Here is a 21992-nt window from a genome sequence, read left to right on the forward strand (position 1 = left end):
TAGAAAAACTAAGAAGCCACCCGTCATAGGTGGCTCTTTCTCTCTATGCTAAAGGGAAATGACACGCGACCTGCCGATCCTGCCCAACCTCTATGAGCTCGGGAATCTCCTTGCTGCATCTCTCCTGCGCCATTGGACAACGAGGATGAAAACGACAACCTGACGGCGGATTGGCCGGAGATGGTACATCCCCTTGCAGGACGATCCGCTCTTGTCGCCGATGCGGAGTAGGCTTCGGAATCGCCGACAACAATGCCGCTGTATACGGATGCAGTGGCTGTGCAAACAAGTCATCCGTTCGTGCAATCTCCACCATTTTCCCCAAGTACATCACGCCTACCCGATCAGAAATATGGCGTACCACATTCAGACCATGCGCGATAAATAGATAGGTCAGCCCCATCTCTTTTTGTAATTTCATCATCAGGTTCAAAACCTGTGACTGTACGGACACGTCCAGCGCAGAAACAGCTTCGTCCGCCACAATAAACCGTGGTGAGAGTGCAATCGACCGCGCAATCCCGATCCGTTGCCGCTGTCCGCCGGAAAACTCATGCGGATACCGATTCCGTCTCGAAGGATCGAGGCCCACCAGACTCATCAGCTCGACTACCCGTTCATCCATTTCCTTTGCAGATGCGCGCAGATGAACCCGCAACGGCTCTCCAATAATATCGCTTACCAAAAATCGTGGATTCAACGAACCAAACGGGTCTTGAAAAATAATCTGCATATCCCGTCTCAGCTTCAAATTCTCTTGTCTGTTCACCTGATGGATATTGGTTCCGTCAAACAGCACTTCTCCGCTCGTCGCCCTTTGCAAATTCAACACGACACGCCCCAGTGTCGACTTCCCGCAACCGGATTCTCCTACGAGCCCAAATGTCTCCCCTGCCCGAATTCCGAAAGACACATCATCTACGGCTTTTACATGACCAACGACACGGCTCAACAAGCCCGCCTTAATTGGAAAATACTTTTTGATATGTTTGGCTTCGATCAAATATTCCCGGTTCATTGGCGGTTCACCTCTGCTTTGCTTCCAGCGACTGAATTTGCACGCTGATTTATTCTGAAGTGATTGCTGACATCTTCGTTCAACCAGCAAGCCACTTGTTGTCCCGTAACAACCTCGCGCAAAATTGGCTCCTCTTTTCGGCATTTGTCAATCGCATGCGGACAACGCGGGTGAAAACGGCAGCCCGTCGGCAATTGGGTAATGCTCGGGATAGTGCCTTGGATGGTGTACAATTCTCCGCCGCGCTCCCCTTCAAATCCGGGAATGGACTGCAGCAAGCCAATCGTGTAAGGATGCCGGGGCTCGTCAAATATCCGTTCGACCGTTCCCTCCTCCACAATCGTTCCCGCATACATCACCGCGATACGATCCGCCATCTCTGCTGCTACCCCCATGTCATGGGTGATCAGCAAAATCGACATACCCAATTCCTTTTGCAGCCGTCTGAGCAAATCCAAAATTTGCGCCTGAACCGTTACATCAAGAGCAGTAGTTGGCTCGTCTGCTATCAGCATTTCCGGGTTGCAGGCCAAGGCCATCGCGATGACAACACGCTGGCACATCCCTCCAGACATTTCGTGCGGGTACTGTTTCACTCGTACTTCTGGCGCCGGAATACCAACCAGACGAAGCATCTCGATCGCTTTTTTGAACGCATCTGTCTGGTTCATGTTTTGATGCAGCATCAAGCTCTCCGCAATTTGATCGCCTACCGTAAATACCGGATTGAGAGCCGACATCGGGTCTTGGAAGATCATCGCAATTTTGTTTCCGCGAATGTTCATCATTTCATCCAAATCCTTTGCCGCCAGATCCTGTCCGTGAAACATGACATTCCCACTCTGAATAAATCCGCCCGCATAATCAATCAGTCGCATGACTGCAAGTGACGTCACACTCTTTCCACTGCCGGATTCCCCTACCAAGCACACCGTCTGTCCTTTGCCAACGTTGATGCTCACTCGAGCCGTGGCCTTGACCGTGCCGTCATCCGTAAAGAAGCAAGTGGTCAAATTTTTTATTTCGAGGATGTTGCGTTCCACTTGTTCAGCCTCCTTTTCGGGTTCTTCTTTTTCTTCCTTGGGTCAAATGCATCGCGGATGCCGTCTCCGACGAAGTTAACCGCTAGCACTACGAGCAAAATACAAAGACCGGGATAAAGTGCTTGCAAAGGATCGACCAGCATGAATTCCTGTGCCTTGCTCAACATTAATCCCCAGCTTGTTTCTGGCGGTTGAATTCCCAAGCCTAAATAAGAGAGACCGGACTCTGACAGAATGGCCGAACCAACCATGAGAGTCGCGTACACAATAATCGGGGCCATTGCATTGCGTACCAGGTGACGCGTAATAATGCCCCAGTGTGATACGCCGATCGCTCTCGCCGCTTCCACATACTGCATTTCCCGTAGCTGCAAGAACTGCCCGCGCACTAGGCGTGCCACACTTGTCCAGCTCGTCAGCGACAAAATCAGGATCATATAGACAAATTCCGCTCCGAAGAGAGCCAAAACCAGAATGTTAAAAAACAGACTCGGAATGGAATTCATCACGTCCACGAGACGCATGAAGCAGGTATCAATCCAGCCGCCAAAATAACCAGAAATCGCTCCAATCAGCGTCCCGATGACGACCGCAGCAAAAGCAACGCTGAAGCCGACCAGCATAGACACCCGGCTGCTATGAATGAGGCGGGACAAAATATCACGACCGAGCTCGTCCGTTCCGAGCACATGCCCTTCTGTTCCAGGAGGCAGGTTGGTAATCATAAAGTCAACCTTTGCCGGATCATGCGGTGCAACCCAATCGGCAAACACAGCAATCCCAATAAAAAACAGGAGCACGATCAAGCCACTAACAGCATACGGATTGCGCATGAATTTTCTGCCCGCAGTTGTCCATAGCCCAGGAGGCTTTTCGCCAGCAGGGTTTGTTGGAAGCTGTCCACCCGGTCGATTCGTTTCAACAACAGTGTCATCTTGAAGCTGTACTTGACTCATGCTGCCCTGCCTCCTTTGCGTCCAAGCTGCACTCGTGGATCAACCAGTGCGTAGATTAAATCGGCTAGCAGGTTTCCGATAATCACCATCAGTGAAATCAGCAACGTGATCGACATCAGCACAGAATACTCACGGGCTACAGCCATTTCGACAAACAGACGGCCCATGCCTGGCCAGTTAAATACACTCTCTGTCAATGCTGCGCCTGCTACCAGAGTCGGCAAATCCAATCCGATGATCGTCACGACAGGGATCAATGCGTTCCGCAGAGCATGGCGGAAAATCACGCGTCTTTCCTTCATTCCTTTGGCACGCGCCGTCCGAATATAGTCCTGCTCCAAAACCTCCAGCATACTGGCGCGCGTATATTTGACATAGGCTGCGATGTTCACCAGTGTTAACACTGTAACAGGTAGAATCAAGTGCAAAATGAGGTCGCTTACCTGTCCCTCTTTCCCCATCGTGTACATGTCAGATAGTGGAAGGAGATTCAACTGCATCGCGAAATACTGTTGTAGCATAATCCCAAACCAGAAGGTCGGCATCGCGAATCCGAGATAGGCAACGATGGAGGCGATCTGGTCAGACAGACCGTATTGCTTTGTGCTGTTGTAGATTCCCCACGGGATGGCGATCAGCATGGAAAGCCCCCACGCTACAGACATGAGCACAAACGTATTCCAGACCGTCGGCCACAAAATATCACCAACAGGAACGTTATTTTTAAAGGTATGGCCCAAATCTCCTTGCAGCAAATTACCGACCCATTTCATGTATTGAATATAGACTGGCTGATCCAACCCCATATTTTTCATCTGGATGAGCTGTGATTCAGGAGACATTCCCGGTGAGAGCATAACTTTTAGCGGTCCTCCGGGTGCTGCATGCATGAGTCCGAACGAAACCACTGTGATCAAAAATAAAACAAGCACGGCTTGTAGTACGCGGCGTACTAAATATTCAGCCAATCAGCATCCTCCTTTCGTTTGAAAGGGGAAGGGACAACAAGGCTGCCCTTCCCCCTTTTCCTATTGCTAACCGCTACCAGCCGAGCTTATTTTTTGGTATCGTCGATCCACCAGTTCAGGAAGCCAAAGGTCTCCCCATATGGAATCATGGATACTGGTTTAAACTCATCCTTATACTTGACGCGAGAAGTCATGCCTCGTGGCGTTCCGTACTGATACATGAATACGTATGGCAGGTTCGTCGAGATTTCTTTTCCGACTTCTTTATAGATCGCTGCGCGTTCCTCTTGTTTAACCGTGGATACAGCTTTTTCCCAGAGCGCATCCAGCTTCGGATTGTCGTACCAGCCAGCGTTGTTGCCAGGAGGGAATGCCTTTTTCCCGAAAGTAGAAATGCCATCCGGGTCTGGATCAGACAATTGCCATCCGAGTAACAGAACCTGGAATTTACCAGGGTTGGCATACTGATCGACAAGAGCCGAGAAGTCTAATGCCTTTGGCTTCGCTTCAATTCCGACCTCTTTCAGGTTTTGTTGAATAACGACTGCTGCCTGTTCACGACGACTGTTCCCCGAGTTGAAAATGAATTCAAAGGAGAAACGATTGCCGTCTTTGGCAAGAATTCCATCTGCCCCGGCTACCCATCCGTCTTCTTTCAGCAATTGTTTTGCTTTCTCTGCACTATATTCGTAATGGACTGCTGCATCGCCCGGGTCTGCCCATGTACCTGGCAGGAACGGTGCATCCATAATTTTTCCGGTTCCTTTCAAGATATTATCGATAATACCTTGACGATTGATTGCGTGGGCAATGGCCTGACGCGTTTTTTGACCTTCAAACAACCCGTAGTTGTTCGGGAAGTTCTTCTTGTCGAAGTTGAAGGCAAAGTATTCATAGCTAGGACCTGGCTCCGTCGAAATGTTGATCGTTCCTTTCGCCTTCACCGCTTCGAGCTGCGTGACAGGAATGGAATCTACCAAGTCAACGTCGCCTTTCATCAAAGCCTGTACTTGTGTGTTTTGATCCGCATAGATTTTGTACACAACCTTTTGGATATGCGGCTTCTTTTCCCCCCAGTAATCTGGGTTAGCATCTAGCACATGGAATTCCTTTTGTTTCCACTCTGACCATTTGAACGGCCCGGAAGTTGGTGTCTTGGCTGGATCTTTTCCGTAAGAATGTGCTTGCAATTCTTTAAACGGTACGTCTTTCAACACGTGGGCTGGTGCCAACTGTTGCATTAATCCAAAAGCAAATGGAGCGTACAATTGAGTCAATTTGATTTCTACAGTGTAATCATCCAATTTTTTCATTTCTTTGACTTTATCGTATTTCGTTATTCCTGGTGCGCCTGTCTCAGGAGCTTTGATTGCATTTATGGTATAAATCAAGTCATCAGCCGTGATTGGCGTTCCATCCGACCATTTCGCATTATTTTTCATCTTGATTGTGTAGGTTAATCCATCTTCGCTTACTTTTGGCAGTTCAGCTGCAAGGGACCAAGGGTAAACCGCTAAATCAAAAGACGGGTTCCGATTGTACAAATACGCTTGGGTGTACTCCATAACGTCGCCGGATGCCGTGTCATTTCCGAAAATCGGATTGATCGTGACGATGTCAGACGTGGTAGAATGCGTGAACGTTCCACCGTCTATTGGTTTCTCATCATCCGTACTGGTCGCCTGAGGAGCTACCTGCTCCACCGGTTTTTTTGCTGGTGCTGGTGTTGTAGTTCCTGGCGAAGCGTTGTTCCCGCTTGAGCAACCGACCAACAGCGCGCCGGTTAAAGAGAGCAACGCCAACGGCTTCAACCAACCTTTCCCTTTTTTCAAATCATTTCCCCCTCTTTCACATGTTTTCAAGCCTTTTCCATAATGGGCAATACATCCCAAGGCCTGTCTTTTTAATATTAAATAATTTTCTGTTATTTGAAAATATTTTCCCTTTAAAAGATTTGAAAAAATCAGATCATTTTATATTCCTTTATAAACCTTAATAATAAATCCCCCTTCCACTGAAGGGGGAGCGAGTCTGCCCTATACTGTTTGGAACTGCAACAGTTCACGTATGATGCTTAGCGCCTTGTCGATATCCGCTGTCTCAATACCGGAATGAGTGACCGCTCGAATTCTGCCGTGACCGAGCTCCGCTACGCGCACCCCATGTGCTTGCGCTGCTTCTATGAAGGTCTGCCACGTATGGACTGGGTGTTCAATCCGGAAGAACACAATATTGGTCTCTACATCTTCCACATGAGTCACGATTCCTGGAATCTCCGCCAGACCACGTGCTAAACGAAGAGCGTTTGCGTGATCAACTGCCAATCGATCCGTCATTTGCTGCAAGGCAACCAAACCTGGCGCTGCAATAATCCCTGCCTGACGCATACCGCCACCCAGCATTTTGCGCAGACGATACACTTTCTGAATAAAGTCTTCTGTTCCGACGACAAGGGAACCAATCGGTGCTGACAACCCTTTCGACAGACATATTTGCACGGAATCGGCATAACGCGCAATCTCTGCCGCATCCACGTCAAGAGCAACGGCGGCATTGAACAAGCGTGCACCGTCCATATGAACGGGCACAGCCTTTTCGTTTGCAAATGCGCGAACCTCTTCCAAATAAGACAGCGGAAGGACACGTCCCCCCATCCGGTTATGCGGGTTTTCCAGGCAGATCAAGGAAGGCAATGCGAATTGTGGATCTTCTGGCTCCAACGGAAATACCCGCGCCATATCCGCGATGTTCAACCTTCCATCTGGCTGTGTCGGAATCGGCTCGTACATAATGCCACCGCACACAGCCGCGCCACCCGCTTCATAGATGTAAATATCCGTCTCATTGCCTACGATTACTTTGGAACCGCGAGGACAATGCGCCATTAAGGATGCCAGATTGGCCATTGTTCCACTCGGCATGAGAATGGCTGCCTCTTTACCCAGCTTCCGGGCCGCTTCTTGCTCCAATTGGCGAACCGTAGGATCTTCTCCGTAGACATCGTCACCGAGTACCGCCTCTTGAATGGCTTCCATCATCTGATTTGTCGGCAAAGTGAATGTATCGCTTCTCAATTCTATCAACGGTTTCATACCCCACTCTCCAATTGCTGACCTACTTGTACACTCAGGCAGTCTTTCACCTGCTCGATCAACTCAGCGGTCTCACTGTAATGCTTGCCTTCCACGATGACATAGCCGAGACGATGCGAGAAATTTTGCGGAGGCTGGACGTTTTGTCCGATTTTCGCATGAATCGCCACTTCAGCAATCCCCGGCAGGTTGCGAACGGTATCCATTCCCTGTATCCCGCCATAGGTTCCCTGACGCTCAGACACGAGAAAATGAATGCCTGCATATTGTCGTTCTTCGACTGTTTGAGATAATTCAGGCGCAAGTCCAGCCGCACACCTGATTTGTTGCAAAAGCAGATCAATCCCTGTTGAACGGCGAACCAACTCTGGAATCATTCCACCAGCAAGCCTTGCGTTTACTTCGATGACAACACAACCTGCTGATGTCCACTTCACTTCTGTATGGGCAGCACCGAACTGGTAGTTCACCGCCTCTAACGCCCTTTCCACCGTTCGCTCGATCTCCTGTTTCTCTTCTGCCGACAACGGTGCAGGGAAAATATGTCCTGCTTCCACGAAAAATGGGTATCCCGTTAACCGTTTCTGGGTAATGCCGATGACAAAGCATTGCCCTTGCCACGAGAACGTCTCCACGCTAAATTCAGGGCCCTCGACATACTGCTCGAGAAGCACTGTCCGAGCTGTTTGCTGACCGCGCGCATTGTACTTGATCGCAAGGATTTCCTTTGCCATATGCTCCACTTCATCCCAGCTAAAGCACAGGCGCACGTTATTCGACCCGCTATCGTCAGCAGGCTTCACCACGCAGGGCAGAGAAATGCAAGAGCGTGCTTCCGTCAATGCCTCCATAGAGTTTATTGCCAAAAATTTAGGCTGAGACACTTGATACCCCTGAAGCTTCTCGCGAAATATCGCTTTATTACGGCAGGCTTCAATCGCCTCCAGCGAATTGCCTGTCCAACCGAATTTCCGGGCCAGCTTGGCAACCGCCTCGAGGTAATAGTCGCTTGTCGACATGATTCCGGCTATCTCTCTGCCTTCCTTAATTACTTGTGCTACACTGTCAGTCAGCTCTGCTTGGGAATTCGTGTCGGTCACGACTACGTGACATTCCAACTCATTCAAGCCGTGGTAACGTTCAGGCTTCTCTGTGAAAAATACGGGCGTAAACCCCAATTCGCGCGCTTTTTTAATAGCGAGCATACCTGTCCCCGTCGTATTCGCTTCAACGAACAGAAAGTGTTTGTTCATTCGGATACATCCCCATCAATTTGGAATAGGACCAGCTAGTCACGACTGTCTTTGGTTCCACACATTGTGGCGTGTCTCGCAGGTTCGTTTGTATCAGACCCTTGCTCTCCCGGTAGGAGTGGCTATAGATCGTATCGACATACCGATCCCCTCGATCCGGCAATATGGCCACGATATTGCACTCACTCCCGACCTGGCTCGCTAACCAGTTGGCTACGGCGTATACGGAGCCCGAGCTGTTGCCAGCAAAAATATGCTCATTACGGGCCAACCGCAGTGTAGCCGCAAATGCCTCAGCATCGTTCAACCAATGCACTTCATCGATCATGGAAAAATCTACGTTCTTTGCGATCAAACTGTTTCCCAAGCCACCTTGCAGACGTGTCGGCTGATCGGGTTGTCCGAATATCACACTCCCCGCTGCATCCACCGCCACGACGCGCAGCTCCTTATTATGATGCTTCAGTTCTCTGGCGGTCCCGGACAAGGAACCCCCACTGCCGACTGCACCAACGAGTACATCAATTCGATTGAGGTCCTGCATCAGCTCGGATGCCAGCGCAGCATATGCACGCGGATTTTCCGGATTATCGTATTGTCGAGGCCAGAACGCTCCTGGATACTCCCTCATTAACTCTTGGAGTCGCTCCAGTCTGGCGCTTTGCCACCCTTGTTTTCCCATCTGCGAAACTACGTGAACATGGCAGCCAAGCGAGGTCAGCTTGGCATACGTAATCGGGTCAATTCTCGGATCAGTCACGATGTGTACGTCGTGCCCCAACTGACGCCCAACCAAGGCCAACCCGCAAGCCAACGTTCCTGACGAGCTCTCGATAATCGGCATGCCCTCCTGAAGTTCTCCTGACTCTATCGCTGCCAAAATCGACTGCTTGGCCACACGATCCTTCATGCCGAACGGATTCATTAGCTCAAGCTTTGCAAATACGGAGCCCACTGCCCTATCATCAAGTCTCAGCTTGACCAGAGGGGTATCCCCGATTGAATCTGCCAGCTGTTCATACCGCATCTACGCTCACATCCTTCCCTTGCTTGCCAGAAAGAAGCCTCTTCATTACCCTCTCCCGCCTTTCTTCGATCGCCTGCAATTGCCCTTGTCGATCTTGCCACTCCCGTTGCAGCTTTTCTGCATGCTCCCTCTGTGCTGTCAGCATCTGCTGTACTTCCTCCGGGTTCGTGGAGCCCGTTGATTTTTTCGCGTACAAGCCCCCCTGCACATCGAAGGAAGCAGCGAGGAGTGAAGCCGTATCCGGCACTTGAAAGCCTGCTTCCGCGCAAGCTTCATAGAGTAACCGTGGATCTCCCGGCTCCGGCGATACACCGTGTTCCAGCGCGCGAACGATGTACCTGCCTGCGATTACCTGAGCTGTTCGGTACGGAATCTCATGCTCCAAGGTCAGCAAATTCGCAAGAGTAAATCCTCCAAAAAAGTCTCGTTTACATATATGGAGCAAACGATCCTCATTGAATTGCAGATGATCGATCACCGCTTTTAACAGGCGCAAGAGCGTTTTGGTTTGTTGAAACAACGACAGAAGATGAGTGCCTGCCTCTTTAGACGTCTCTACCAAATTCGTGAAGGCTGTATTGCGCTGAGCTAGCACCATATCCATATAAAATCCGGTTAGATGCGCACTCTTCCCCCGGATACGCTCCAGGATCGGGAAGTTTCTTTTCTGTGGCATGGCAGAAGATATGCCTGATAGCTCATCCGGCAATTGGAGGAAGTTCATCTCGCTGCTGCCCCATTGAATCAAATCTGTTGTAAACCGGGAGATCAACACTGAGAAGGTGGACAGCTCTCCTGCAATTCTCAAAACCCATTCCCGAGACGCGACCGCCGACAACGCACTCATTCGAGGCTGTCGAAACCCAAGCAGCTTGGACAACCGTTGACGATCCCACGGCAGTTCTACCCCAGCCATGGCCCCTGCCCCAAGTGGGCACTGATTCATGTCGTCATAGATTTGTATCCATCGATTCATGGCTTGCAAAAATTCGTTGTTAATAGAGGAAAGATAGAATCCAGGGGTAATCAATTGTGCGGATTGGTAGTGGGTATATCCTGGCATGGGAACCGAACGATATTGAACAGCCAGTTTATCCATCGATTGAATAAGCTGTCCCAATTCTCCTGTCGTCTCCAGCCATTGCGCACGACCAAACATTACCTGTGCGCACGCTTGGACATCATTGCGGCTGCGATCCATATGCCAACACGGTACCGGTCTCGGGAGCAACCCTTCAATATAACGCTCGAGGGCAAAAGAGATATCGGACATGTTCTGTCCGGGGTCAGGAGCGATTGTTTCGGGTGTAGCGGCCTGAAGTGCCTGTGCGATAGGCAAAGCGTCTTGTCGTGTAATCAAGCCCATCCTGACGTATTCCAACAGCATAGCGAATTCAATTTGAATATACCCAGGCAGCAAATGATCGACTTCATACTTGAACTGTGGTTCCAATACTTCATCATGCAAGAGGCGGCTTGGTGTCGAAGCTATACGGCCCGTTAATTTTACACTCATGCAAAAATACACCTCGCTTCCGACTGAGTAACGATTCAACCAGGAGTTGCACTAAAGAGAGATTCCTCCTGATTTTTGTTCCACATATTCGTAGCTTTGTTCTTTTTTCATTCTCAAGTGTGGATTCATCAACATGAGAACCACAATAAGAAGTCCCGCTCCGCCAATAATTCCAAATATCGTAAAGATGGAAACAAGACCAGTAGTCAGACCTACCAGAAAGACCGAAACAGGCATAGCGCACTGAACCATTACACTAATCAAGCTCGATGCTCTTCCCAAGACTTCTTTGGGCACCATCAAGGTGATCAACGTGCCCATTTTGATATTCACAAATGCAGAGCCTATTCCATTCACAAATACACAAATAACTTGCCAAACAAGCGGAATGCCAAACGCAAACACTCCGATTCCGATACTAAACAGACTAATGCCGCAGCAAATGTAAATAATCGCATCATATCGATTCAAATAATTAATACATAGCGACCCAAGCATAATCCCGATAAAAAAGCTGATCTCGAGCATGGCCAATTCGGTAACATTGGTTACAACCAGTGGCAGCAAGATCGTTTCTGGAGCCGTCAAAAAATTGAGGATGGTAAAATAAATCATGCAGTTTCGCAAAAAATCATGCTTCGTAATCGCATGGATTCCATCCTTCAAATCCGTCATGATCATCTTGGCTGTAAACTCACTGACAGTAGAAACGACAAGCTCCCTCTCGTTAATCCATAAAATAATCAGTGCACCTAACAAATAGGTGACGACATTCAAAATAAAAGCATATTCCATCCCAACCGCGATCAACCCCGCTGCCAATGCAGGAGCCGCCAAGCTGACAATCGTTTGAATCATCTGCGATAAACTTTGGGCTTGCGTCATATGTTGTTCGGGAACCAGCGTCCGTATTGCTACCGTGAGTGCTGGCCGAAAGAAGGCACTGACTGTGGTCAGCAAAACGGCGATGATGATCAGTGCAGCAGGATGTAGCCTATCAAACAAAAACAACAGGACGATGCATAAAATGAGCGCAGCTCTCAATAAATGCGAGACGACCATGATCCTCTTTTTATTTCCCCGGTCAACAAAAACGCCCGCGAATAATCCGAATAGGATCAATGGAATGGTTTCCGCTGCCAATAAAACTGACATTAACAAAGGACTTTCCGTCAAAACCTTCATTAGCCAAATAAGCGCTAATCGATACACGCCATCTCCCATATTCGAGACAAATTGCGAAAAGATTAAATAGCGATAACTTTTCAAGCTCAGTAACGCCCGAAAAGATACCTTTTCATTAACGCTTACTGGCTGTTCCATCTCGATAATCCACTCCCAGTACGAACGGAATCAATTTTGGGGGGAAGATGACTTCCGTGCATGCCAGAAGCCATCTCTTGAATCTGCTCCTCTACGTGTGATACACGTGCACTTCTTTATTCAATTCACTTAAGCATCTATACCCTAGTTCGAGCTTTTGATAGAAGTCAGGTCCTTCTTTCAACAATAAAATGCCGAGGCTGGTCCCACTATGCGCCACAACCGTACCTAACCCTCCAATTTTCTCGTTGATCTCCATGACTTCCGGCAACAGTTTCTTGGGTAGAATTTTTTGATTCAAGATCGCACTTCTGGACGACACGGCACCTATCGTGTGGACATCTCTTTCTCTGATCGCTTTCGTGATTTTTTGTAACAACACGCTGTACTCTATCTTTTCTTCTTCGGTATATGGCTTCGTTCGTTTATTGAACTCAACCGTATCGATGGTTCCTCCCTCATCAATACTTAGAATGCATAATGCCGGCAGTTCCCCGATGTACTCTCGCAATCTGACTTCTTTATGGTAGTAAGAAACGGAACCCTCATACATTACGCCATCCGTCGGCTCAATACTCAACAAAAACCACTCTAGTAAGGAAGGCTCGATGTTTATATGGAAGCAATTCCCAATAGCTCGGGAGGCAGCCACCAAATCTGCTGATGAGCTTGCCAAGCCTTTTCCAACCGGAAGTTCAGAGTTGATCTCCAAAATTCCACCTGCCGGCAATCCGTAGTGCTGAATGATTTTTTCGACCAACCTTTTAGACTTTTGCTTGGAGCGTGGCACGACGACGATCTCCTGCAAGGTTGGAATCGAATAAAAAGTAGCGTAGGATGCATTTTTGATAGGCAAAGTAACCAGAAAATCCCGATTATTTTCTTCGAGAATCCCCTGCAGAAGTTCTCCAAAAGTACCGACAGATACACCGATTCCTACGTCATTCGTATTAGGAAAACGACTAATGGAACTAGTCTTTATCATGCTCATAGCGGCCCCCCGTTTACACGAATATGATATGGTGCTGATTTACATGATGATCACTTCCGCAGGACGATAGCGTTTCATGAAGTAATCGAAAAATTCAATTTTGTTGAATTGACTTTTATTTGTACTAACAAAGACTCCCATTTGTTTTTCTGGCAGGAACCACATAAATGAGTGAAAGCCTATGACCTCGCCTGCCTTCGCCAAAACATTCTCATGCACGTATTCCGGATGGAATTTTACTGTAAATCCATACCCTGTAGACGTCCCTTTTGGATGAGGGACTGACTTACTGGAGAACATTTTTTCTATCGAAGCTGCCTCTAAAATGTTTTCTTTGCCATCAGCACCTCCACTTAAGAGAGCCAGCATCAATGTAGCGATATCATTCCCCGTGGAGAGCATGCTGCCGTCTGGTGAGATTGCAGGGCTAAAATCGTACTTTTGCACCGCCTGATTTTCCTGATCATAGCCTGTTGCCATTTTCGCCTCTAATTCGGGTTGTAGTAGAAAACTGCTGTTTGTCATTTCGAGAGGCGCAAAGAAATTCTCACTCGCATAGCGATCAAAGGAAACGCCCGTAACTCTTTCCACAAGATAGCCCGCCAGCATAAAGGCAAAATTCTCGTTCCCAAAATGTTCGCCAGGTTTGTCTACCACGGTTGGCATATAACGGTGAATATACTCTCGTAACGTTAGGGAGTCACGCCCGCCAAAATTATAGCTTTGGTCATTTCCCGCATCTGGCGAGTCAAACCCTGTTGTGTAGCTGAGTAAATGTTCTACCGTTAGTGGTCCCTCCACTCTTCTCGGTATTTCAATATCGAGGTATTGCTGAACATCCTCGTTCCAGCCAATCAGCCCTTGCTCCACTAGCTTCATAATGGCAGCGACTGTTACGAGTTTGGAAATCGAACCTACCCTGACTACGGTATCATCTGCACTCATGGGCACTTTCTCTGATAGATTGGCGTAACCGTAAGCTTTCTTTACTTTTACTTGACCGTGTTGGACTACCACCGCAATTACACCAGGAAGATCATTCATCGTAGAAGAGTCGAAAAATCCGTCTACCACTGCTTCGAAATCTACCCATTCTCCAGCAATTTCGTGGTCAGGACTGTTGCGCAATTTCAGCATGCAGTGCTGGATGACTTCCCTTAGACTATCCTGGAGGCATGCAGTAAGTCGTTCGATGGTTTCCGTCTTATACTGTGCCTCACTGTAAGCGACCATAAAGTGAAAGCTTCCATTCAACACTACGCACTCAATGTCAATCTTGCATTCCCGAGACTGCTCCTGACTCATGGAATCTCCGCCTGAGAATGTGGACAATTGAATGTCGTCATCCTTTTCTTTCCGATCCATATCAAATTGTCCCAAATAATTAAAACTGACATCAGGTTTTACATTCAAGGTGGTACTTGGTAATTTTGCAGACAAATATTTCAAAACGCCGTAGTGAATCCCTTTATGCGGTATTCGTCGTATATCTTTTTTGATTTTCGGAATGATAGCTGACGGATTCATTTCGTTCCCGACGTCTACCATTACTGGATATTCACTCGTGAACCATCCCACTGTGCGGTTAATGTTCAGATCTGGCAGAATCGATTCCCTGCCATGCCCTTCCATATTCAAGGTGACGCTATCGATATTTGCCCATTTTTTGAAGGCCATTCCAATAGCAGCCAACAATAGTTCATCGATTTCCGTCTGATAGGCACGATTGGCTTGTTTTAGCAACTCCTCAGTTTGCTGCTGATCCATCGTGACCGTTTTGGTCCTGGTTGTTTTCCGAAGCGGTTTTTGCTCATCGTAATCCGTTGGCAACGTTTGAGCATCCCTCTCCTCGATTCGATTCCAATATTCACGCTCTTGTTCGAGTCTTTCGCTATTGGCATACTCGTTCAATTGTTGCGCCCACAATTGGAAGGAATCACTTTTTAAAGGCAAACGAATCTCTTCGTTACGAAGGAGCTGCCCATAAGCTGTTTTGAAATCATCGATTAAAATGCGCCATGATACCCCGTCTACGACTAAATGGTGAATAGCAATCAGCAAGTGATCGCCATCCGGGCATCGGAATAACCCCAGCCTCATTAATGGGCCATCAAAAATGTGAAGCCTCGATTGAATTTCACTGCATTTCAAGTCCATCGCTTGTTCGATCTCAGACCCGTTCTTGTTTTGATAGTCCCAAATCTCCAGACTATACATGCCGCTAGTGTTGACGCCTCGATTGTAAGCTTCATAGCCGGTATTGGTCTCGCGGAAAATCATTCGCAGTGCATCATGGTGCTGTACGAGCTTATCGATGACTTTGCGAACCATCCCCTCGTCAAACCGCTCTTTGCGGTACAATACAAAAGATTGGTTATAGTGATGGAGATGCTGACTGTGTTCTTGCATCAACCAATGCTGAATCGGTGTCAGTGGTACAACGCCTTCCATATCCTTCTGGTCAATTTTCCGATTCATTGGTTTCAGTTTTGTACTCAGTTCTGCGATCGTTGGATATTTGAAAAGATCCCGAATTTCCATCTTGTATCCCAAAGCTGCTAATTGCGAGGATACTTGAATGGATTTGATAGAGTCGCCACCGAGCTCAAAGAAATGATCCAAGGTCCCAATCTTTTTCTCGTGTAAAACGTCTTGCCACACAGCTACCAATATGTTCTCGGTGTCCGTTTTGGGCTCCACATATTCCATTTCACTCTGCAATACGATGTTGATATCCACTAGCGCTTTTCGATCAATCTTTCCATTCGGCGTTACTGGTATTTCCTCTAGCTGAACAAAATGGGATGGGACCATAAATGCCGGTAACGACTTCCGCAACGATTCTCTCAATACGTTCGATTCCACCGAATCTGCCGCTACATAGAATGCAACCAGTCTTTTTTGACCGGATTCATCCACTCTGGCGATAACGACCGCGTCGCGAATATTGGCCATTTTTCGTAATTCCGCTTCGATTTCTTCCAGTTCGATTCGATTCCCACGTATTTTCACCTGATTATCCAATCGGCTTAAAAATTCAATATCTCCACTGGGGAGCCATCGAGCCATATCCCCTGTCTTATACATGTTTTCACCGATACAAAACGGATTGGGAACGAATCTTTCATTCGTCAACTCTGGCTGCTTGAAATATCCTTTTCCTACTCCCACTCCTCCAATATACAGTTCTCCTGGGACACCCACAGGCTGCACCTGAAGATTGGCGTCCAGAATGTACATCTTCACCCCTGGCAAAGGCTTGCCAATCGGCAATAATTTGTAATCTTGCTGGTCTACTCTTTCATAATAGGAGGAATCAATGGTAGCCTCCGTCACTCCATAGCTGTTCAAGATTCTCATGGTGCTTCCGTATCGATCGACAAGCTTGTGAAAGGCATGTAATGGGCATTGATCCGAACCAAGAATCAATATTTTCATAAAGTCTATGTTGAGCCCATTTTCATTGAGATAGTCCATGAAAGGAAGCACCAGGACAGGGGTCGATTCAAACAGATTAATCTCATGCTTTTCCATCAGGTGGTAAAGGCGCTCCAAATCCACTCTCGCATCCTTTGGACAAATAACCAGCTTCCCACCGTTTAACAGACATCTTATATAATCACCAGTAAACACATCAAAAGAAAAACTTGCCCATTGCAAACTCCTGACGGGGAATTCATCCAGCCTGTATTCTTGTTTCCATGCCTGCGCTAGCGAATGCAGCTGCCGGTGTTCAATCATGACTCCCTTTGGCGTTCCCGTAGTTCCTGATGTATAAATCACATAAGCAAGGTGATCAAGCTGAACAGGTAACCCCAGATTCGTATTCTCCTGATGATAGGACTCTTCATCGTCAAACATGATCATTTTTTTGTCAGCATTCACTTTATGGCGTACCGACTGATGCAGTAACAAAACGTCTGCTCCCGAATGCTCCAGCATGTACCGTATGCGTTCTTCGGGATAATCAGGGTCAATCGGGACGTAGGCTCCACCCGCTTTCACAATCGCCAAAACGCCAACGATCATCTCCATGGACCGTTCTGCGATGATCCCCACCAATTGATTTGCACGGACGCCCTCAGCTACCAATGTCCTCGCGAGCTGATTCACCCGTTTATTCAGTTCTGAATAAGACAGTTCTTGCTCTTCAAAAGCGAGAGCAATTCGATCCGGGTTTTTCTCCACTTGTTCTTCGAATAGCTCGATGATCGTTTTATGCTCATCCCCATTGGTAAAAAGAACTTCCTTATAAGCTGAAATCATTGCCTGTTTTTCTTCCACTGACAATAATTCGATATGTTTGAAATGAATATCTGGTTGATTGGCTACCTGTTCGATGATGTTGCCCAAATATCCGAGCATCCGCTGAACCGTTTCTGGCTTAAATAAATCCGTGCGATATTCGACAGTCAGACCAGCGCCATGTTCCAGATCCATGCATACGAGCGATAAATCAAAATTCGTCATGGAATTATAGGATTCAACGGCTGTCATTTCCAAACCGCTTATTATATTTTCCTCTTCTACCTTCTCTATATATTGGAACATAAAAGAAAAAATAGGATTGCGGCTGACATCTCTTTCCGGGTTAATTTTTTCGACCAATTTATCGAATGGATAGTCATGATGCATGTAAGACTCCAGTGCTTGCTGTCTCCAAACGTGCAACGCCTCGATAAAGGTATGCTCCTGATTGACTTCCAGTCTCAACGGGAGTGTGTTAATAAAAAATCCAATGACCTGCTCAATATCCATGTGATTCCGGCCGGCCTCTGGAGTACCGATGATGATATCCTGTTGATTGGTCAGCTTGGACAACCAAATGCTTATTGTTGATAAAATCACCATAAACATGGAGGCATCATGCTGCTGCGCAATCTCTCGCATCCGGCTAAACGTTTTTTCCGAAATCGGATAAGATTCTATTGCCGAAAAATACGTTTGTACAGGCTGACGCTGAAAATCCGTCGGCAAGTCCAATACGGGAATCTCTTTTTCGAACGTCTTCAGCCAATATGCTTCTGATTCTCCCAGCTCTCCATGATGAATCGAATGATTTTGCCAGACTGCGTAATCTTTATACTGGATGTTCAATTCCGGCAATACGGGCTCTATTCCTTGATGCACGGATTCGTAGATGGTGCCCAAATCCTTCATCAATATCCCCCATGACCATTGATCACTGATCATGTGATGCATGTTCATTAGCAATACGTATTTTTCTTCCGCAGCCTTGCATAACTTCACACGAAACAATGTATCCCTGTCAAAATCAAAGCTGGTTTCCGTCTCTTTTTGGATAATCAAATCAATCGCTTCTTGCTTCGCCGCTTCGGACTCCTTGGAAAGATCGACAAATGCATAGGTGAAGTCATTGCCCGGCAACACCTGTTGTACGGGACGCCCGTCTTTTAAAAGGAACTTTGTTCGCAACACTTCATGTCTTTTCACCAGCAACCCGAAGGCCTGATGCAGAATACGCTCCTTTAACGGTCCCGTAATATAATAGATCGTCGGCATATTATAAGCGGTGTTCTCAGGCTCTAGCTGCTGAATGAAAAACAGTCTCCTCTGCGCATGTGACACCGGGTAATACGCTTGCTCTGTTGCCTTGGGTATCGTTGATCGATCCTGTTGTGTATGGAGCTTACCTGTGGACAGCGTCGCCTCGGTATGAAACAGGCAGGATAATTCGCGAATGGTTCGATGCTCGAATAAGTCCTTGATGGTAACTTCTATGCCCATCTCTCTTTTCATGCGCAAGCGAACCTGAATGGTTTTCATGGAGTGCCCGCCAAGCTGGAAAAAGTCATCGTCGATCCCGATGTCCTCTACGTTTAACACAGTACGCCAGATAGCTGCCAAGCTTCGTTCCAGCTCATTGCGCGGAGCAATGAATGCTCCCGGCTTCTTTTGAACCACGTCTGTCTCTGGCAATGCTTTTTTGTCTACTTTTCCGTTGCGATTTAGTGGCATCGCATCCAGAATGACGATTCGCTCTGGAATCATATACTCCGGCAAGAACGTTCCAAGATAGGCTTGCAGCTCCTGTTCACTCTGCTGTTCATGCATGACGACATAGCAAACAATTCGGTTCTGCCCATGTTCATCTTCTCGTGTTACCGCTACACACTGCCTCACCAGCGTGTGACGTAAAAGGGCGTTTTCTATCTCGCCAAGCTCGATGCGATATCCGCGTACTTTTACCTGAAAATCAGCACGCGTAACAAATACGAGTCTCCCATTTGGCAAATAACGTCCCAAATCGCCTGTCTTATATAACCGTTCTGTTCTGCCCCGCAAAAATGGATTTTCTGAAAAAGCTAGCTCCGTGCGTTCAGCATCATGGAGATACCCCCGCCCTACACCCGTTCCAGAAATGTAGATTTCCCCGACACAACCAACCGGAACGGGGCGCATCCATTTGTCCAGCACATAGTGCTTCATATTGGCGATCGAGCTTCCCAAGGCCACATAAGGATAATCATCATGCGCATACGAACGATCCATGATTTCATGCATCGTATCATCCGAACACTCCGTAGCTCCATACGTATTTACTACGATCACATCGGGATACAGGTCTTGCCACTTTCTGCACAGTGTTACTGGCAATCCCTCACCGGTCGAGATCATGTATTGCAATTGAGGCAAAGCATGCTGTTCCTGTGGAAGAGTCAGGGCAGCATTGTGCAATGCTTCAATCATCGCTGGTACCATCTGAATCACGGTGACACCGTCTCGATTCAAGGCTTGGAGCAATGCATCCGGATCAGCAGCCGTCTCGTTGTCGTAAATCACAAGCTTTCCACCTGCCATCAAGGGAGCGAGGAACTGCCACACCGATATATCAAAGCAATGGGAGGCATTCTGCACTACGATGCTGTCTGAATTCAGTCCAAGGACATCCATTTTGGCGTAAAGATGATTCAACATGCCGCTATGCTCGATCATTGCCCCTTTTGGCATACCCGTGGAGCCTGAGGTAAAAAAGACGTTTGCCAAATCAGCATGCGCATTGATGATGTCTGGATTCGATGTATCCGACGCTTGCAAAGAAGAGATGTCCGCGCTTGACCCGTCCCCTTTATTCAGGCAAAACACGACTGGCTTGTGCTCCACTCTGTCTGCCAAGGTCATGCTGCGCGATTGGAAACGCGACTCGGTCAGTAGGACCTTCGCCTTGCTGTTATCAACAATCGTAAGGAGCCGTTGGTCGGGATGAGCCGTATCAAGCGGGACATAGGCCCCTCCTGCTTTTAGCACAGCTAGAATGCCAATCAGCATGTCGATGCTTCTCTCTGCAAATAGGCAAGCAAGATCATTTCGGTCAAATCCTTGTATTCTGAGCCAATGCGCCAATCGGTTCGAACCCTCATTCAATTCCCGGTAGGTGATGGATTGCTTCCGATCGATAGCAGCAATAGCGTCAGGATTGCGCTTGACCTGCTCTTCTATCACTTGCTGGGCAAATTGCTCCATGCTGCGATTCGACTTCGCAAAATTGCCCATTACCTTTGTCATGAGCTCTTGTTCTTCATCCGTCACGATGTCCAGATCGCTGATGCTCTTGTCTACCTCTCGGCAAATCTGCTCGAGCATATGGATGTAATGGGACTGCAGTCGTTCCAGATCGCTCTTGGAAGACGCATTCTCATGGAACAAATGTATCTTCATCAGCTGCCCGACCGTTACAACTATCTCCACTCTTTGGAGACCACCGCGATAAATCATGGCAGATTCCTGATAATCTTCTGCACTATTCCGTATGGTTAGTGTCGTTCCAAATATAGGATCAGCTTCCCGCACACCTGCATAGTTACGGATCATGTCTAGTGTAGCCATATCATGTTGCTGTAGTTGTTCCCAGCTTTCCTGGACTTCCTTTACGACATCACGCACTTTTTGATTCGCATGCACGGTCAGGAAGACAGGCAAGCTATGAGCCAGTGGCCCAATAATGGTATTCGCCTCTTTCCATGTTTCGGGTCTGCCAGAGACGGTAACGCCTATGACCAGCCTGTCCTCGCCACTGTACATATTCTCCAAGAGGAACCAAGCCGCCTGAAAGATTGCCTCTATGGATACTCGCTGCTCGAATGCCATCCTTTTGATGGACGTGGTTAACGCTTCGGAAAGAACAGCGTCGCAACTGATCGGAAGACTTGCTTCCTTCTGTGCCCCTTGTACCGGAACAAACAGAGGCGCGCTTTCATAGCCCTCGAATTTCTTTGTCCAAAAGCTTTTGACTTTGGAGCCATCTTGGCTTGACTCCCAAGCAATGTACTCTTTGAATGAGGCCCGCTGGTCAACAGATGACTGAGTACCCCGTACCCGTTTCAGCCATTCCGCTACAAGTAGCTCACGACTGGCATCGTCCATACATAATGCATGATGGGTCCAGATAAGGACGGATTGATTGGCGTCCATCTGCAAAATCGATACCCGGATTAATGGCCCCTCCTCATACAAAATGGGCTCCTGATGGGATGCAAGCGTTGAGAGATATACTTGCTCTTGCTTTTCAGGAGATAATTCCCGTACATCCTGCCAATCAATCGGTAGGGGGAGCTCCTTCAATACGACTTGTACCTGTTTGTTTTTGAGCTGGCGGAAAACCGTTCGCATCACCGGCGTCTGGCTGACTAATTCCTTCCACGTTTCTTGAACGCTTTCCAGTTCGAGACGGTGCTCGATGAGATAGCGCATGGTTGTCATCTTGTCAGGGCGTAATAATTGCTTTTGCACCATGGAAAGCTCTATGACTTCTTGTACGTTCTCTTTTGTTAAATGCTTCAAGCC

Annotated in this window: 12 protein-coding genes; all 12 read right to left on the reverse strand. The window is 47.8% G+C overall.

The genetic code is table 11. The annotated features are described in order from the left end of the window. Window positions 1-43: 43 nt before the first annotated feature. The 12 genes from FO446_RS25495 to FO446_RS25550 all read right to left on the reverse strand — a co-directional run bounded on the left by FO446_RS25495 (window position 44) and on the right by FO446_RS25550 (window position 21989). The gene (locus FO446_RS25495) at window positions 44-1018 is read right to left on the reverse strand and encodes an ABC transporter ATP-binding protein (RefSeq protein ID WP_173611110.1); all 975 of its coding nucleotides are present in this window, start codon (window positions 1016-1018) and stop codon (window positions 44-46) included. Further along, window positions 1015-2061, reverse strand: a complete 1047-nt coding sequence (locus tag FO446_RS25500; RefSeq protein WP_237899441.1) for an ABC transporter ATP-binding protein — start codon at window positions 2059-2061, stop codon at window positions 1015-1017. Before FO446_RS25500 ends, FO446_RS25495 begins: the two co-directional genes overlap by 4 nt. Then, window positions 2037-3017 carry an ABC transporter permease gene (locus FO446_RS25505; protein WP_173611108.1) on the reverse strand — a complete coding sequence of 327 codons (981 nt, stop codon included), beginning with the start codon at window positions 3015-3017 and terminating at the stop codon, window positions 2037-2039. The genes FO446_RS25500 and FO446_RS25505 overlap by 25 nt, the downstream gene beginning before the upstream one ends. Continuing rightward, window positions 3014-3985, reverse strand: coding sequence for an ABC transporter permease (locus FO446_RS25510; protein WP_173611107.1), 972 nt, complete (start codon window positions 3983-3985; stop codon window positions 3014-3016). The genes FO446_RS25505 and FO446_RS25510 overlap by 4 nt, the downstream gene beginning before the upstream one ends. Window positions 3986-4071: 86 nt before the next feature. After that, window positions 4072-5817, reverse strand: coding sequence for a peptide-binding protein (locus tag FO446_RS25515; RefSeq protein WP_173611106.1), 1746 nt, complete (start codon window positions 5815-5817; stop codon window positions 4072-4074). A gap of 204 nt (window positions 5818-6021) precedes the next feature. Continuing rightward, the gene (ltaE, locus tag FO446_RS25520) at window positions 6022-7077 is read right to left on the reverse strand and encodes a low-specificity L-threonine aldolase (protein WP_173611105.1); all 1056 of its coding nucleotides are present in this window, start codon (window positions 7075-7077) and stop codon (window positions 6022-6024) included. After that, a complete protein-coding gene (locus FO446_RS25525; RefSeq protein WP_173611104.1) occupies window positions 7074-8330 on the reverse strand; it encodes an ATP-grasp domain-containing protein in 1257 nt (418 codons plus the stop codon). Before FO446_RS25525 ends, ltaE begins: the two co-directional genes overlap by 4 nt. Next, window positions 8305-9357: a PLP-dependent cysteine synthase family protein gene (locus FO446_RS25530; protein ID WP_221868283.1), complete on the reverse strand. Its 1053-nt coding sequence runs from the start codon at window positions 9355-9357 to the stop codon at window positions 8305-8307. Before FO446_RS25530 ends, FO446_RS25525 begins: the two co-directional genes overlap by 26 nt. Further along, window positions 9347-10873 carry an argininosuccinate lyase gene (locus FO446_RS25535; protein ID WP_237899444.1) on the reverse strand — a complete coding sequence of 509 codons (1527 nt, stop codon included), beginning with the start codon at window positions 10871-10873 and terminating at the stop codon, window positions 9347-9349. Before FO446_RS25535 ends, FO446_RS25530 begins: the two co-directional genes overlap by 11 nt. A gap of 51 nt (window positions 10874-10924) precedes the next feature. After that, entirely contained in the window at window positions 10925-12196 is a 1272-nt protein-coding gene (locus tag FO446_RS25540) for an MFS transporter (RefSeq protein ID WP_237899446.1), read from the reverse strand. A gap of 91 nt (window positions 12197-12287) precedes the next feature. Beyond that, complete coding sequence (locus FO446_RS25545; RefSeq protein ID WP_419466137.1) at window positions 12288-13187, reverse strand: GHMP family kinase ATP-binding protein; 900 nt, start codon at window positions 13185-13187, stop codon at window positions 12288-12290. A 39-nt stretch (window positions 13188-13226) separates the two neighbouring features. Further along, window positions 13227-21989: a non-ribosomal peptide synthetase gene (locus FO446_RS25550; RefSeq protein WP_237899448.1), complete on the reverse strand. Its 8763-nt coding sequence runs from the start codon at window positions 21987-21989 to the stop codon at window positions 13227-13229. Window positions 21990-21992 lie beyond the last annotated feature (3 nt).

Source organism: Brevibacillus brevis, assembly GCF_022026395.1.
Lineage (GTDB): Bacteria > Bacillota > Bacilli > Brevibacillales > Brevibacillaceae > Brevibacillus.